Genomic DNA, 15,622 nt, shown 5'->3' with positions numbered 1-15,622 from the left:
TTTGGCCAGCCTGCACTGGTCTCATCGCATAGCATGGTCGCATCCTGCTCCGGCCAAGGCAAGCGGGCAGGGGTACATATATTGCGAACTCCGTCTAGCGTTGTCTTCTGGCCATAAAGGCCAAGCGCTCGAAAAGATGAACATCTTGTTCATTCTTCAACAGCGCCCCATGCAGTTTCGGCAGAGCATTGGCCCCATCGCGTTTCAGGTCTTCAGCGCTCAGATCCTCGGCCAGAAGCAGTTTTAACCAATCAAGCACTTCTGACGTCGACGGTTTCTTTTTCAAGCCTGACGTTTCCCTGATTTCATAAAATTGGGTTAGCGCTGTTGTGAGCAAGGCTTCCTTAATACCAGGATGATGAACTTCGACAATCCGGCGCATCGTCGGTTCGTCGGGAAACCGGATGTAATGAAAGAAGCAACGCCGCAGAAAGGCGTCCGGCAATTCTTTTTCGTTGTTGGACGTGATGATCACGACGGGCCGATGCTTGGCCCGAACCGTCGCGCCGGTCTCGTAGACGTGGAACTCCATCTTGTCGAGTTCCTGCAACAGATCATTGGGGAACTCGATATCGGCCTTGTCGATTTCGTCGATCAGCAAAACCACCTTCTCGTCGGCATCGAACGCCTGCCACAGCTTGCCGCGTTTGATATAATTGCTGACGTCGTGAACTTTCTCTTCGCCCAGTTGGCTGTCTCTGAGACGACTCACCGCGTCGTACTCGTACAGGCCTTGCTGTGCCCGCGTCGTGGATTTGATATTCCACTCGATCATCTTTAGCCCAAGCGCGCCAGCCACTTGTTTGGCCAATTCGGTTTTGCCGGTTCCAGGTTCACCCTTGACCAACAGGGGGCGTTCCAGTGTTACGGCGGCATTCACGGCGATGTTCAGGTCATCGGTCGCCACATATTCAGCGGTACCTTGAAAACGTGTGGTCATGAATCTCTCGTCAATCGGCTGATCAGAGCAATAGGTGATGCCATCGGGTTACTCGCGGGTGCGGCGATTTACAAGTCCGACGCCGGGTCGCATGGATCGCTCATTGGCCAGTAACCGAAGGGATCTTGATTCGGCGCACAGCGCTTTGCCTTTAGCTATGGTGCCGCAGAAATGCCAGACAAAGATCACAGAAAAACAAGGTTCTTCTGCAAGATGTCTCATATTTAGACAAGTTGATATTCGGGTCGGATTTCGCGGCGTTTGTGTAGTGACATTCCTCGTTCCGTCGGATAAACGCACCGCAGTAGGAGAGAGCCGATTGTCAGGTGAAGCAACAATGACCGACGCGTCCGGCCATGCCGAGGGAGCAGATATGAAACAGGAAGTTTTTCTGCCGGAGGACTATCGTCCGGCCGAAGATGAGCCTTTCATGAATGATCGCCAGCTTGAGTATTTTCGTCGTAAGCTGTTGAATTGGAAAAGTGAACTATTGGCGGGAAGCCGCGACACGATTGAAGGACTTCAGGGAAATACGCGCAATATTCCCGACGTTGCCGACCGCGCCAGCGAGGAGACGGATCGCGCGTTGGAATTACGCACCCGCGACCGCCAGCGAAAACTTGTCGCCAAAATCGAAGCCGCGCTGCGTCGGATCGACGAGGGCGAATATGGCTATTGCGAAGTAACCGGTGACCCGATCTCGCTCAAGCGGTTGGATGCACGTCCGATCGCGACCATGACTTTGGAAGCACAGGAACGGCACGAACGGCGCGAAAAAGTTCACCGCGACGATTGATCGCTGAGTCATCTTTGATGAATTGAACGCCGGGGCCTTTCGCTTCGGCGTTTTTTCGTTATGCCAACGGAATGGATATCACTGGATTAAGAATTTGCGTGGTGGGGGGCGGTATCGGAGGCCTTGCCGCCGCTATCGCGCTGCGAAAACGTGGCGCTTTGGTTCGGATCCTCGAACAGGCGCCGGAGATCGCCGAGGTCGGGGCCGGGCTGCAGATCAGTGCGAACGGCATTGTGGTCCTGCGTGCCCTTGGCATCATAGACGATGCGCCGCGAGCCGGACTGTGCTCCAGCGGTACCGTCGTGCGAGATTATCGAACCGGACGTCGCATCGCCAAATTGCCTGTGCCGCGCATCGGGCCTACCTATTACTTTCATCGCGCCGACCTGATCGGCTTGCTGTACGAAACGGCTATTCGGTACGGGGTCCAGATCAATCTTGGGAAAACGGTCGTGGCGACGCGGCCTGATGGGGACGGCGCAACAATCGAATTGGATGACGGCGAACAACTCGCGACTGATTGCGTCATAGCTGCCGATGGTGGCCGCAGCCGATTACGGGCCGAGTTGAACGAACAGGAAGCGCCGGAATTCACGCATCAGGTTGCCTGGCGCGCGACAATCCCCTGGAGTGAGAAACCCAAGCAGACGAACGCCAGCCTCACAATAGGACCGGGTCGCCACGTCGTTTTGTATCCCTTGCGAAATCATGCATTGATGAACATTGTGGCTGTCGAAGAGCGTTCCGACTGGCGCGAGGAGGGGTGGCGTCGGAAAGGTGACCCGGATGATCTGCGTGCCCGGTTCCATGACTTCGGCGGTGAAGTTGCCGAGATCCTGAGCGAGGTGCAGGATACGTTCCTTTGGGCTCTTTTCCTGCGCCCCGTCGCGTCCCGTTGGCATAACGAATATATGGCTATTTTGGGCGATGCCGCGCATCCAACGCTTCCATTCATGGCGCAAGGCGCGTGTCTGGCCCTGGAAGACGCATGGGTTTTGGCTCGATCGTTCGAAAGCGCAAGCAGTATCCCGCAAGCTCTCGCGACGTACGAGGACGCAAGAGTGAAACGTGCACAAAAGGTGGTCGCGGCGGCGGCAAACAATGCGCGAAATTTCCATCTTCGCGGGCCACTACGTTTGGCTGCGCAATTGGCATTGGCAACAATTGGGCCGAGGCTCAGCCGTCGTTACGAGTGGATCTACGACTATGACGTGACCGCCTGATCGGGTCAGATATCTATTTCCAGCCAGACCGGCACGTGATCCGAAGGCTTGTTGTGCCCGCGCACTTCGGCGTCAATGCGACAGTCCAGCATCAGGTCAGCGGCCTGTGGTGTCATCAGGAAATGATCGATCCGGATGCCATCATTCTTGTTCCAAGCCCCAGCTTGGTAGTCCCAGAAAGAGTAGTGACCTGGGCCTTGCGTGCATGCCCGGAACGCGTCGGTAAAGCCGAGATTTAGGACTTTGCGGAACGCTTCACGGCTCTCCAGACGAAACAGAGCATCCTCACGCCAGGCGTCCGGGCGCTTGGCATCCTCGACCTGAGGAATGATGTTGTAGTCACCTGCCATCAGCGCCGGCTCCTCGGACGCCAGCAACGCCTTTGCACGGTCATAAAGGCGCTCCATCCATGCCAGTTTGTATCCATATTTCGGACCCGGGACCGGGTTCCCGTTCGGAAGGTACAAGCCGCAGATACGCAAAGCGGTCCTGCCCACAACTGTCGCCTCGATCCATCGGGCCTGCTCGTCGTGGTCATCGCCGGGTAATCCGCGCGTGACACCCTCCAGCGGCAGCTTTGAAAGGATCGCCACGCCGTTGAAGCTTTTCTGCCCGTGAGTTTCGACGTTGTACCCACGCTCCTCGAACAATTCGCGCGGAAAATTCTCGTCGACAGACTTGATTTCCTGCAGCAGCACCACGTCTGGTTGCGCATCATCCAGCCAACGGGGCAAGGCTTCGGCTCGTGCCTTAATGCCATTGATATTGAATGTGGCGATTTTCATGCGCGATCCTCCGTAATTCTGAGGCAACCTATCGCGTAGAACCGACCCGACGGCAAGGTGCTGAGGTCGTTTGCGCGGCTCTGCCTCGCGCTCCGGGGTGAGCATCAGTTGATTTAGTAACCGGATCCTTAGCCAATTTCTTCGAGACAATTGAGTGGTTCAGGCGGAGATGCCGATGCTCGCTTAATTTTGAGTTCTCTGGCTTTGAATCCGGATATTGAGCCCTGCTTTACATTGCCGGATATATCTTGGGGGTTTGGGGGCAAAGCCCCTACTGACGCTTACATGGAAAATGAGGTGCCACACCCGCAAGACGCGGTAGCATTTGGGTTATCGATCACGAACCTCGCACCGATCAGTTCTTCGCTGAAATCGATCGTTGCATTCTCCAGAAATGGCAGCGAGATTGCATCCACAACGACTTTTTGGCCGTTCCCTTCTAATACCAGATCGTCGTCTTTTGGTGTGTCCAGAGCGATTTCGTATTGAAATCCAGAACATCCGCCGCCTTCGACTGCCACGCGCAAGGCCTGACCCTGCTCTGCCGCGCCGATTTCAGCCAGGCGGTCAAAGGCGCGATCCGTGACTCTGGGGGGCAGGTTCATAACGATCTCCGAAGGTTTTCTTCTCAAGCGACCTACAATATAGAAAGCGCAACAACAGGTCACAAGGACTAGAGCTTTGGATAGAGCGGTTTTTGCCTCGACACCCGAGCGTGCAAGAGGGCGGCGCGTACCCGAAGAGGAAAGCAGTTTCCGGTCGTGCTTTCAACGAGACCGCGACAGGATCATCCATGCCAGCGCCTTTCGACGGCTCAAGCACAAGACGCAGGTATTCGTCGAGCACGAAGGTGATAGCTATCGCACTCGTCTAACCCATTCCATCGAAGTGGCGCAGGTAGCACGGACTATTGCAGGTGCCCTGGGTTTGAACGCCGAGTTGACTGAGGCTGTCGCCTTGGCTCACGATCTGGGCCACACGCCATTCGGACACACGGGCGAGGACGCGCTGCACGCGCTGATGAAGCCATATGGAGGGTTCGACCACAATGCCCAAGCAATCCGGATCGTCACCAAGCTCGAGCGGCATTATGCCGAGTTTGATGGCCTGAACCTGACCTGGGAAACGCTTGAAGCTATTGCCAAACATAACGGTCCGGTTGTTGGCGAGTTGCCCTGGGCCCTGGCGGAATGCAATGCCGCCTTTGACCTGGAACTGCACACCCATGCCAGTGCCGAGGCGCAGGTGGCCGCCTTGTCGGACGATATCGCCTATAATAACCACGACCTACATGACGGGTTGCGGGCAGGTTTGTTCACCGACGAGGAAATCGCGGCTTTGCCCATTGTGGGCGATTGTTATGCCGAGGTGGATCGGGCCTATCCGCAACTTGACGCCTATCGTCGTCGGCACGAGGCGCTGCGGCGCGTTTTTGGCGTCATGGTCTCGGACGTGATCAAAACCTCACTTGCACTGTTCTTGCAATCGGGCGCCAAATCCGTAGAAGAAATACGCGCCTTGGGTTACCCCGTCATCCAGTTCTCTCCCAAACTCTGGGGGCAGTTGAAAGAAATACGCGCCTTCCTTTTTTCCCGCATGTATCGCGCCCCGTCCGTCATGGAAGTGCGCGCGCAGGTTGCCAGAGTCGTAGACGAGCTGTTTCCGATCTATCTGCACGATCCCAGACAGTTGCCGCGCCATTGGCATACCGACATTGAGACAGCTCAGGATGAGACCGCGCTGGCCCGATTGGTGTCTGACTATATCGCGGGCATGACCGACCGGTTTGCGCTGCAAGACCATGCACGCCTGACCGGGGGCGAACTGAAACGGATCTGAACGCGATGCAGTAAGGCAAAGCGTTCCATTGACCTTGTCGTCTTGCGTGATAAACCGCCGGGCAAGCAAAAGGACATCACGATGAACCTGTTTTCCGACATCCGCGGCCTCGTTCTGGGCGCGCTGGTACAGATGCAATCCGAGGGCGTGCTGCCCGAAGGACTAAGCTTTGACAATGTCGCCGTGGAACCGCCGCGTGATGCGGCACACGGTGATATGGCGACCAACGCGGCGATGGTGCTGGCCAAACCAGCAAAGATGAAACCGCGCGATATCGCCGAAGCTTTGGCTGCAAAACTTGTTTCCGACGTGCGTATCACCGATGCCGAAGTTGCTGGCCCTGGTTTTTTGAACCTGCGCCTTGCGTCATCGGTCTGGCAAGGCGTTTTGTCGGCGATTCTGTCTGAAGGGACTGGTTATGGGCGCTCCGACATGGGGCAAGGCAAAAAAGTTAACGTTGAATATGTCTCGGCGAACCCGACCGGGCCTTTACACGTTGGGCATACACGCGGCGCGGTATTTGGCGACGCGCTGGCTAGCCTGCTTGACTATGCCGGCTATGAGGTGACCCGCGAGTATTATATCAATGACGGCGGTGCTCAGGTCGATGTTCTGGCGCGGTCGGCCTATGAACGTTACCGCGAGGCCAACGGGCTGAGTCCCGAGATTGCCGAAGGTCTTTATCCAGGCGATTACCTGATCCCTATCGGTGAGGCACTCAAAGACAAATATGGCGACAGCCTGATTGATCGTCCGGAATCTGAGTGGCTGGAGGATATCCGAAACTTCGCGACCGATGCGATGATGGATCTGATCCGCGCCGATTTGAAAGAACTCGGCGTCGAGATGGACGTATTCTTCTCGGAGAAATCTCTTTACGGCACCGGTCGGATCGAGGCGGCGTTGGAGTCGCTGGACAGCAAAGGGCTGATCTACGAAGGTGTACTGGAACCGCCAAAGGGAAAAAAACCCGAGGACTGGGAACCACGCGAACAGACTCTGTTCAAATCTACTGAGCATGGCGATGATGTGGACCGCCCTGTCAAGAAATCGGATGGCAGCTGGACATATTTCGCCCCGGATATCGCCTATCACTATGACAAGGTTACGCGCGGCTATGACGCTCTGATCGATGTCTTTGGCGCCGACCACGGAGGTTATGTGAAGCGGATGAAGGCTGCAGTGTCGGCCCTGTCCGATGGCAAGGTGTCGCTTGATATCAAGTTGACCCAACTGGTGAAGCTTTGGAAGAATGGCGAGCCATTCAAAATGTCAAAGCGGGCCGGGAATTTTGTCACGTTGCGCGACGTTGTAGATCAAGTTGGCCCGGATGTGACCCGTTTCGTGATGCTGACACGTAAGAATGACGCTCCCTTGGATTTCGATTTCGACAAGGTGCTGGAACAAAGCCGCGAGAACCCAGTGTTTTATGTTCAGTACGCTCATGCTCGTATCATGAGCGTACTGCGCCGCGCCGAAGAGGCCGGTATCCAGGCTGACATTCCGACACTTGTCGCTGCTGATTTGACCCGGGTCGATCACGAGGCTGAGCTCGCAGTGGCCAGAAAGATGGCCGAATGGCCACGTCTGGTGGAAGTTGCCGCGCGAACGAATGAACCGCATCGGATTGCGTTCTATCTCTATGAACTCGCAGGAGATTTTCATGCACTCTGGAATCGGGGCAACGAAGAAACTTCGCTGCGTTTCCTTCAGGATGGCGATGTGGCCACAAGCCAGTCGAAAATAGCCTTGGCGCGTGCCGTTGCGGTTGTGATTTCGGCTGGCTTGGGTATTCTTGGGGTCAAGCCGGCGCAGGAGATGCGATAATCAATATCACCCGAACCGCCGGCCCGAGGAGCAAGGCAAGAAATGACCCGCGCGTCCGAGCTGGATGCATGCGGGCAGTGAGGCGGATATGGCGAGTTACTATCAGTCGGGGCTGTCAGGCCCCGCGAACGAGTATCATACGGATCAGATGCATTCTCCGGGTGATGAGGAATATCCGGATTATCAGGACATTTCCGATTTCTCGGACGCTCTCCCGCCGTCGGGCGGTTTTGGCCGGATGGTCAGTGTTCTTGGTGCCGTTGCCTCGCTGGCGCTGGTCGCAGGTATCAGCATCTGGGGTTACAAACTGGTGATGCGTGATGTCAGCGGCGTTCCGGTCGTGCGTGCGATTGAGGGGCCAATGCGAATCCAGCCCGAAAGTCCGGGCGGCACTCCGGCGGATCATCAGGGATTGGCGGTCAACACAGTTGCGGCGCAGGGGTCCGCGGCGCCTCCTGCCGATCGTCTCATCCTGGCTCCAAAACCAGTTTCGCTCGTCGATGAAGACGCGCCGATGGGCTTGCTGAAGCCCACGCCCGCCGTACTGGTGGTCGAAGAAGAAATCTCTGATCAGGAAGCCGCTGACCTGCGGCAGGACACTGTCGATTCTTTGGTTGCAGAGTTGTCGGGCACCAACGAAGACCCGGTGGAAGCACTGGAACAGGACGAGTTGCAACTCGCCGCTCTCGAACTGCCCGATGAGGAACCGGCCATCGATCCTGCCGATCTGATCGCGAGCCAGCCCGACAACGCTCTGCTTAGTGAGCCAGGCGTGCGCAAATCTCTTCGACCGATCCGTCGGCCTGCGCGGGCCACGCCAAGCGGGACCGAGCTGAGCAGCGATACCCAGGCCGCCATCAACGCGGCGGTCAAAGCCGCCGCAGGTCTGGATGTTGATCCCGATACCTTGGCAGTTGGAACACGACTTGCACAGCTTGGCGCTTATGAAAGCGCCGAAGTTGCTCAGGTTGAATGGGACCGGCTTTTTGGTCGTTTCGGCGACTATATGGATGGAAAGCAAAGGGTTATTCAAAAAACCTCGAGCGGCGGGCGGACATTCTATCGTCTTCGCGCAATGGGGTTTGAGGATCTGAGTGATTCACGTCAGTTCTGTGCGGCATTGGTGGCACAGGGGGCTGATTGTATCCCGGTTTCCGTGCGGTGAGATTCGGGGCCACGATTACCGATGCCGAAGGTCTTCGCCTGACGGTTGAGGAAAAAGAGCGGTTTCGCAAACTGAACCCGTTCGGGTTCATTTTGTTTGCCCGCAATATTGATACTGCAGACCAAGTCCGTGCCTTGTGCAGTGATTTCCGCGACGCAGTGGGGCGTGATTGCCCGATCACCATCGATCAGGAAGGTGGTCGGGTGCAGCGATTGCATGCGCCTCTTGCGCGGGAGTGGTTGCCGCCACTGGATCATGCCGATCGGGCAGGAGATAACGCGGAACGCGCGATGTACCTGCGGTACCGTCTGATCGCCCACGAGTTGATGGGCTTGGGTATCGACAGCAACTGCGCGCCAATGGTCGATGTGGCACAGCCTGAAACACACTCTTTTCTGCTCAATCGTTGCTATGGCCGCGATGCCGATACCGTATCGAGATTGGGTCGCGCAGTGGCGCAGGGCCATCTTGATGGTGGCGTGTTGCCTGTGGTCAAACACATCCCTGGACATGGCCGGGCGACCTTGGACAGCCATTTCGACCTACCCCATGTAGGCCGGACATTGGAAGAGCTTGAACAAACCGATTTCGCGTCCTTCCGCGCGCTAAACGATCTACCGATGGGGATGACTGCACATCTGGTCTATGACCGTATCGACAACGAGCCGGCGACCATTTCGCCACGTATGATGGAGGTTATTCGCCAAAAGATCGGTTTCGGCGGGTTGATCATGACCGACGATATCTCGATGAAGGCTCTCAATGGCTCGTTGGGCAATTTGTCCCGGCGTGCGATCCTTGCCGGATGTGATGTGGTTTTGCACTGCAATGGAACCCTCGCGGAACGTACAGCGGTGATGGAAGCCGCCGGAGAGATGACGGAGGCCGCACAAAAACGTGCCGAACAGGCGCTAGCGATGCGCAAGTCACCGCAGGAACTTGACATCGACGCCGCCGAGGCGGAACTATCTCGCCTCATGGGCGGGCAGGTGTATGTCGGATAACCTTTTTACCGAAGATACGATCTCGGTCACGGATCGCTTGGCGGCCGAGGCGTTGATCGTTGATGTCGACGGCTTCGAAGGCCCACTCGACGTGCTGCTGACTTTGTCGCGAACGCAAAAGGTAGATCTGCGCAAGATTTCGGTTCTGGCGTTGGCGCATCAATATCTGGCCTTCGTGGAGCGTGCCCGCGCACTGCGAATTGAATTGGCCGCAGATTATCTCGTGATGGCGGCATGGCTAGCCTTTCTGAAGTCACGGCTACTACTGCCCCCGGATCCTGATGAAGAAGGCCCGTCGGGCGAGGAACTGGCCGCCCATCTCGCGTTCCAGCTTGAACGTTTGCAAGCGATGCGCGATGTGGCTGCGCGGCTGATGGCCCGGGACCAGTTGGGACGAGACTTTTTCAGGCGCGGCCAGGGTGAAGATGTCACACGTATCCGCACGGTCAGTTATTCGGCGACGCTGCTTGATCTGATGCAGGGCTATGCTCGCATTCGCACCCGTGATGAGTTCCGCCCATTCGTCATGGATCGCGACGCGGTGTTCACGATGGAACAAGCGTTGGAGCGTATGCGTCCGCTGATCGGTTTTGCCGGCACATGGACGGACATGGCCAGCTATTTACCAAACGGTTGGAACGCCGACCCGATGCGTCGCCGATCGGCAACGGCGGCAACCTTTGCCGCCTCTCTGGAACTGGTTAAGGAAGGGCATATGGAAATCCGCCAAAGTGATACCTTCGCCCCAATCCAATTGCGCAAGAGGACAGAGCGACGTGACTGACGCGACCCAGAATGACACTTCGGGGAACCTGTTCGATGCCCCTCCTTTGGCTGAACAGGAACGTATGGTCGAAGCGGTGCTTTTTGCCAGCGCCGAACCAGTCAGTATTGCCGATCTCGAAGCCCGGATGCCGCATGGAAGTAATGCCAGCCAGGCCCTGGAGTTACTGAAAAAGCGTTACGAAGGACGGGGTGTACGCGTGGTTCAGGTGGGTGAGGCCTGGGCTATTCGAACTGCCCCCGATCTGGGCTTTCTGATGCAGAAGGAAACGGTTGAGACACGCAAGCTTAGCCGCGCGGCGATCGAGATGCTGGCGATCATCGCCTATCACCAACCCTGTACCCGCGCCGAAATCGAGGAAATTCGCGGTGTCTCTGTCTCGCGCGGAACAATCGACCAGTTGCTGGAAATGGAATGGATCAGGTTGGGCCGGCGGCGTATGACGCCGGGTCGTCCCGTGACATTTGTGGTGACCCCCCAGTTTCTGGACCATTTCGGCCTTGAAAGCGCCCGCGATCTTCCGGGCCTGAAAGAACTGCGCGCCGCTGGATTGTTGGAAAATCGTCCACCACCCGGAGCGATGCCCATAGGCGAAGGGCGGGACGAAGTAGAAGGTGAGGACGGGCAGTCCGAACTCTTCGAAGAGGAATGACATGAACCTGAACAGGTTGATTGACCGGATTGTACGAGAGGCTATACGCCACTTGCTAAAGCGTGGCGTCGACACTGGGGTCGATTTCGCCGCGACCCGCAGATTGGATGACCAAGCCACCTCGGCTGAAAAGACGCAGCCGAGACAAAAGCTCTCGCGAGATCAAAAACAGAAATTTCGACAGGCACAACGCATTTCGCGCCAGATGCGGAAGTTTATACGTTTTTAAGTCAACGTAGTAGGTTACAACGGCGCCTTAAAGTGCTTTGACAGCTTTAGGCCTTGACCCTGATAGTTCGACGCGATGCCCGCGCCATACAACTGGGTCGGCAACTCGGCCATTTGTTCATAAACTAGGCGACCTACAACCTGACCGTGCTCCAACACAAAGGGCGCTTCGTGGCATCTCACTTCCAGCACCCCGCGTGATCCCGCACCGCCAGCGGCCGCATGTCCAAAACCGGGGTCGAAGAAACCCGCATAGTGCACCCGGAACTCGCCGACCATGGCGAGATAGGGAGCCATTTCAGCGGCATACATCGGGGGAATGTGAACCGCCTCGCGGCTGACGAGAATATAGAACGCGCCGGGATCAAGAATGATGCGCCCATCCTTGCTGCGCACTTCTTCCCAGTATTCCAACGGCTCATAGGCACCGATTCGATCTAAATCGATAACCCCGGTATGCGGTTTGGCGCGATAGCCCACCAAATCAGTGTTGGGTAGACGCAGGTCAACGGAAAACCCAAGTCCGTCCTGAATAACCGCAGGGCCATCCACCAGCGGAGTTTTGGCGTGCACCGTCCTTAGATCGGTATCAGACAAGATCGCCTGACCCTGACGGAACCGGATCTGGTTGAGCCGCATCCCGGGACGTACCAGAACCGAGAAAGATCGGGGGCAGATTTCAGCATAGAGCGGTCCGACATAACCCGATGCAATCCGGTCAAACTCGGTGCCGCTGTCGGTGATGGTTCGTGTCAGCAGATCAAGTCGCCCGGTAGAACTCTTGGCATTTGCAACCGCATTCATGTCCGGGGGCAGGGCGAGCGATTCCATCAGCGGCACCAGATAGACGCAGCCCTTTTCCAAAACCGCGCCATCGCTGATGTCGATGCGGTGCATCTCGAATTCTTCAAGCCGGTCTTGGACCGTGTTGCCTTCGCCCGCCAGAAACGAGGCGCGGACACGGTAAGCAACTATTCCTAAACGTAGATCAAGACTTGCTGGCTGCACTTGCGCCGCCAGGATCGGGTGTGTTGCGGCAATCTGGCCGCGTTCGATCATCTGCTCGATTTGCTGGTTCGGGCATACGCCTGTCATGCCGATCCCCCTGTGGGCCAGATGTTCTGGCCTGCGGATATGGTACGTCGGTGTGATTTGGTCGGGCTAGCAGGACTCGAACCTGCGACCTTCCGTCCCCCAGACGGACGCGCTACCAGGCTGCGCCATAGCCCGACGTTGGGGTGTTCATAATGGTTTTCCCGGCAGGAGCAAGAGAAAAACATTGCCTTTTTCTTATCCCGCTGCCTGATTGTCGACCTTATCCAGCCATGCCCTCAGATCACGCGCGAGTGGAGCAATCAGGACCAGTTTTTTCTTGTCAAACCGATCGATCGACCAAAGTTTTGCCAGAACTCCCGATTCCGTGCCATCAGATTCGATCTCGCTATGAACCGCAACTTTTGGGGTATCGTCCTCAGTCTTGAATTCACCTGCAAGCCCGGTCGACGCATTGCTCCCGAGGGGAGGCCGTGGTGCGGGAGGGTCCCCAAGGTCCATGTCCATTTGCGTGGCCGTCGGACGGGTGTCCGCATGTTCCATGAAGGGTATTACGTTGCCCTTGGCCGAGGCCTGTTGAACCGCCGGTTCATCCAGGCTTTGCGACAATCGTGCGACATGGGCGACTCCTTCTTCACGCAAAATGCGCTGAACCCCTTTGATTGTCAGGCCGTCATCGTGCAGCAGCCGTTTTATCCCACCGAGCAACTGCATATCATTGGGGCGGTAATAGCGTCGTCCCCCAGCCCGCTTGACTGGCTTGACCTGAGAAAAGCGACTTTCCCAAAAGCGCAGGACGTGGGCTTGTACCCCCAACCAATCCGCAACTTCGCTTATGGTGCGAAATGCGTCGGGAGATTTGCTCATGTCCTCTCGATCCCGAAGTTATTTGCGGTTTCCGGCGGCGACGCGGTCTTTCATCAGATGCGAGGGACGGAATGTCAGCACGCGTCGTGGCTGGATCGGAACTTCTTCTCCGGTTTTGGGGTTACGGCCAATGCGAGCGGTCTTGTCGCGAACGCTGAAAGTACCGAAAGACGAAATCTTGACCTGTTCGCCCCGCACCAATGCGTCAGACATATGGTCCAGTACGCTTTCGACCAACTGTGCACTTTCGTTGCGCGACAGTCCGACTTCGCGAAAGACAGCCTCGCTCAGATCCATCCGAGTCAGTGTTTTGTCACTCATGCCATTTCCCCTGTTGTTGGCAAAGCATAGGGGGAGGGTAAATTCGCTGTCAATATCAATGAATTGCGGGCGGCTGTGTAAGCGCTATCGCGCCTGTTACCATCTTAGGACGACGGCGCCCCAGGCAAGGCCTCCCCCGATTGCTTCGGTTACGATCAAATCACCCGGTTTGATTTGTCCGCGCTGCTTACCAACGGATAGGGCCAGAGGGATGGATGCTGCCGACGTATTTCCGTGATCCTGCACCGTGACGACAACCCGTTCCATTGGAAGGCCCATTTTCTTTGCGGTGCCCTGAATGATGCGAATATTGGCCTGATGCGGCACGATCCAGTCTACATCCGCGCTGCTCAAGCCAGCTTTGCCCAATGCGGTTTCTGCGGTTTTGGCCAGCTTATCCACCGCGTGGCGAAACACCTGGTTGCCTTGCATGCGTAGATAGCCGGTGTTTTGTGTTGCAACTCCGCCGTCGACATAAAGCAGATCCTTGTACCGTCCGTCCGAGTTGAGATCCGTCGACAAGATGCCCCGGTCTTTTGCTGTGCCTTCACCTTCTTGTGATTCAAGGATCACTGCCCCGGCGCCGTCACCAAACAGAACGCAAGTCGAACGATCGGTCCAATCCATGATTCGCGAAAACGTTTCGGCTCCGATGACCATCACGCGTTTGGCTTGCCCCGACAGGATCAGCGCGTTCGCATTGCTGAGCGCATAGACAAAACCTGCGCAGACGGCTTGGACATCAAAGGCAAATCCCCTGGTCATACCCAGACGGGCCTGCACCATGGTCGCTGCGGATGGAAAGGTCAGGTCGGCGGTCGACGTGGCGAGTACTATGGCATCGATATCTTCAGCGGTCAGTCCCGCATCCTTCAATGCGGCCTCGGCTGCGCAAGTCGCCAGATCCGACGTGGTTTCGCCTTCGGCGGCAAAATGACGGCGCTCGATCCCCGAGCGGGTGCGAATCCACTCGTCCGACGTGTCCAGTGTCACTTCGAATTCCGAATTTGGGACCACGCGTTCCGGCAAATAATGCCCGACACCTACTACTACTGCTCGGCTTGCCATGCCCGGTTACCGCCTTTTGTTATTGTCCAGCCTGCGATGCTGCCTGACCGTCATCTTGAGCAAGCTCCGAGGTTGTTGCAACCCGAGCCGCCAGTTTTTCCGAGAATCCGGACTTTGCCAGCGTGAACGCAAGTTTCACCGCTGCGGAAACACCCGTCGCATCCGCACCGCCATGAGATTTTACGACTGTTCCGTTCAGACCCAGGAACACGCCGCCGTTGACGCGGCGCGGGTCGATTCTTTTCTTCAACCGCTGCAGTGACGTGATCGCCAGAACTGACGCCAGACGGGACAGCGGAGAGTATTTGAACGCTTCTTTCAAGAGATCGCCGATCAGACTGGCCGTTCCTTCGCCGGTCTTGATCGCCACGTTGCCGGTAAAGCCGTCAGTGACGATCACATCGGCCCGTTTGCCGGTGATATCGCTGCCTTCGACAAAACCGGCGAATTCAAAATTTGCCTGCTCGGCAAACTCTGCGATCAGGCCATGCGCTTCTTTTAACTCGGCGCGGCCCTTGTGCTCTTCGGTGCCGACGTTCAGCAGTCCGATCCGGGGGCGTGACAGGCGCATGCCGTTGCGGGCGTAAGAGGCGCCCATGAGCGCGAATTGCAACAGATCCTTGGCGTCCGCCCTAACATCCGCGCCCACGTCGAGCATGACGTTGAACCCCTGCGGGTTTCGCGACGGAAACAGAATCGCGATGGCAGGCCTGTTCACACCGGGCAGTTTGCGCAGCCGCATCATGGACAGGGCCATGAGCGCACCGGTATTGCCGCAGGACACGGCGCCATGTGCTTCGCCCTCGCGAACCGAGTCGAGCGCTGACCACATCGAGGTTTGCTTGCCGTTGCGCACAACCTGGCTTGGCTTGTCCTCCATCGTGACGACATCGGTACAATCACGAAAAACGACGCGTCCCTCGAGGACACGCCGTTTGGCAACCAGTTTGCGCAGCTGCTCTTCCGGGCCGTGCAGGATGAATCCGATTTCCGGATTCTTCTTGGCCGAAATCGAGATGCCCGCCACAACGACCGAAGGACCCGCGTCCCCGCCCATGGCGTCAACCGAG

General features: G+C 57.0%; 16 protein-coding genes and 1 tRNA gene. 8 read left to right on the top strand and 9 right to left on the bottom strand.

Features of this window, described 5'->3' with window-relative positions; genetic code table 11:
• Positions 1–94 precede the first annotated feature (94 nt).
• Positions 95–940 (bottom strand): AAA family ATPase, encoded by an 846-nt coding sequence (locus AC2FMY_RS11720; protein ID WP_480749948.1) that lies wholly within the window; start codon positions 938–940, stop codon positions 95–97.
• A 373-nt stretch (positions 941–1,313) separates the two neighbouring features.
• Here AC2FMY_RS11720 and dksA point away from each other — a divergent pair, with 373 nt between their 5' ends.
• Positions 1,314–1,736, top strand: a complete 423-nt coding sequence (gene dksA, locus AC2FMY_RS11715; protein ID WP_480750007.1) for an RNA polymerase-binding protein DksA — start codon at positions 1,314–1,316, stop codon at positions 1,734–1,736.
• A gap of 71 nt (positions 1,737–1,807) precedes the next feature.
• Positions 1,808–2,959 carry an FAD-dependent monooxygenase gene (locus AC2FMY_RS11710; protein WP_496807426.1) on the top strand — a complete coding sequence of 384 codons (1,152 nt, stop codon included), beginning with the start codon at positions 1,808–1,810 and terminating at the stop codon, positions 2,957–2,959.
• Positions 2,960–2,964: 5 nt separating this feature from the next.
• On the opposite strand, the gene xth is transcribed toward AC2FMY_RS11710, so the two are convergent.
• Together xth and AC2FMY_RS11700 are read right to left on the bottom strand one after the other, a co-directional pair.
• Complete coding sequence (xth, locus tag AC2FMY_RS11705) at positions 2,965–3,744, bottom strand: exodeoxyribonuclease III (protein WP_496807425.1); 780 nt, start codon at positions 3,742–3,744, stop codon at positions 2,965–2,967.
• A 281-nt stretch (positions 3,745–4,025) separates the two neighbouring features.
• A complete protein-coding gene (locus AC2FMY_RS11700) occupies positions 4,026–4,349 on the bottom strand; it encodes a HesB/IscA family protein (RefSeq protein ID WP_480749951.1) in 324 nt (107 codons plus the stop codon).
• Positions 4,350–4,425: 76 nt separating this feature from the next.
• On the opposite strand from AC2FMY_RS11700, the gene AC2FMY_RS11695 reads away from it, so the two are divergent.
• The 6 genes from AC2FMY_RS11695 (at position 4,426) to scpB (ending at position 11,015) form a co-directional block, all read left to right on the top strand.
• Complete coding sequence (locus AC2FMY_RS11695; RefSeq protein ID WP_496747317.1) at positions 4,426–5,583, top strand: deoxyguanosinetriphosphate triphosphohydrolase; 1,158 nt, start codon at positions 4,426–4,428, stop codon at positions 5,581–5,583.
• Between the two features lie 81 nt (positions 5,584–5,664).
• Positions 5,665–7,410, top strand: a complete 1,746-nt coding sequence (gene argS / locus AC2FMY_RS11690; RefSeq protein ID WP_496747319.1) for an arginine--tRNA ligase — start codon at positions 5,665–5,667, stop codon at positions 7,408–7,410.
• A gap of 88 nt (positions 7,411–7,498) precedes the next feature.
• Positions 7,499–8,575, top strand: coding sequence for an SPOR domain-containing protein (locus AC2FMY_RS11685; protein WP_480749954.1), 1,077 nt, complete (start codon positions 7,499–7,501; stop codon positions 8,573–8,575).
• On the top strand, positions 8,572–9,579 hold the full coding sequence (gene nagZ / locus AC2FMY_RS11680) for a beta-N-acetylhexosaminidase (RefSeq protein WP_496747329.1): 1,008 nt from the start codon (positions 8,572–8,574) through the stop codon (positions 9,577–9,579). The genes AC2FMY_RS11685 and nagZ overlap by 4 nt, the downstream gene beginning before the upstream one ends.
• Entirely contained in the window at positions 9,569–10,363 is a 795-nt protein-coding gene (locus AC2FMY_RS11675; protein ID WP_496747321.1) for a segregation and condensation protein A, read from the top strand. The genes nagZ and AC2FMY_RS11675 overlap by 11 nt, the downstream gene beginning before the upstream one ends.
• A complete protein-coding gene (gene scpB / locus AC2FMY_RS11670) occupies positions 10,356–11,015 on the top strand; it encodes an SMC-Scp complex subunit ScpB (RefSeq protein WP_496747323.1) in 660 nt (219 codons plus the stop codon). The genes AC2FMY_RS11675 and scpB overlap by 8 nt, the downstream gene beginning before the upstream one ends.
• Before the next feature lie 243 nt (positions 11,016–11,258).
• Here the strand turns inward: scpB and AC2FMY_RS11665 are convergent, their stop codons facing one another.
• The 6 genes from AC2FMY_RS11665 to plsX all read right to left on the bottom strand — a co-directional run.
• Positions 11,259–12,338 carry a 2'-deoxycytidine 5'-triphosphate deaminase gene (locus tag AC2FMY_RS11665; protein ID WP_496747325.1) on the bottom strand — a complete coding sequence of 360 codons (1,080 nt, stop codon included), beginning with the start codon at positions 12,336–12,338 and terminating at the stop codon, positions 11,259–11,261.
• 58 nt (positions 12,339–12,396) lie between these two features.
• Positions 12,397–12,473 (bottom strand) — tRNA-Pro (locus AC2FMY_RS11660).
• Between the two features lie 60 nt (positions 12,474–12,533).
• Entirely contained in the window at positions 12,534–13,163 is a 630-nt protein-coding gene (locus AC2FMY_RS11655; RefSeq protein WP_480749959.1) for a MerR family transcriptional regulator, read from the bottom strand.
• 18 nt (positions 13,164–13,181) lie between these two features.
• A complete protein-coding gene (gene ihfA / locus AC2FMY_RS11650; protein WP_480601149.1) occupies positions 13,182–13,484 on the bottom strand; it encodes an integration host factor subunit alpha in 303 nt (100 codons plus the stop codon).
• Between the two features lie 96 nt (positions 13,485–13,580).
• On the bottom strand, positions 13,581–14,552 hold the full coding sequence (locus tag AC2FMY_RS11645; RefSeq protein WP_496747327.1) for a beta-ketoacyl-ACP synthase III: 972 nt from the start codon (positions 14,550–14,552) through the stop codon (positions 13,581–13,583).
• Positions 14,553–14,571: 19 nt separating this feature from the next.
• Positions 14,572–15,622, bottom strand: a 1,051-nt coding sequence (plsX, locus tag AC2FMY_RS11640; protein ID WP_496807424.1) for a phosphate acyltransferase PlsX, incomplete at its 5' end; no start/stop codon positions are given.

This window comes from Ruegeria sp. YKSE079, assembly GCF_059612845.1.
Note: the sequence above shows the minus strand (reverse complement) of the source record. Positions and strands in the feature narration are given on the sequence as shown.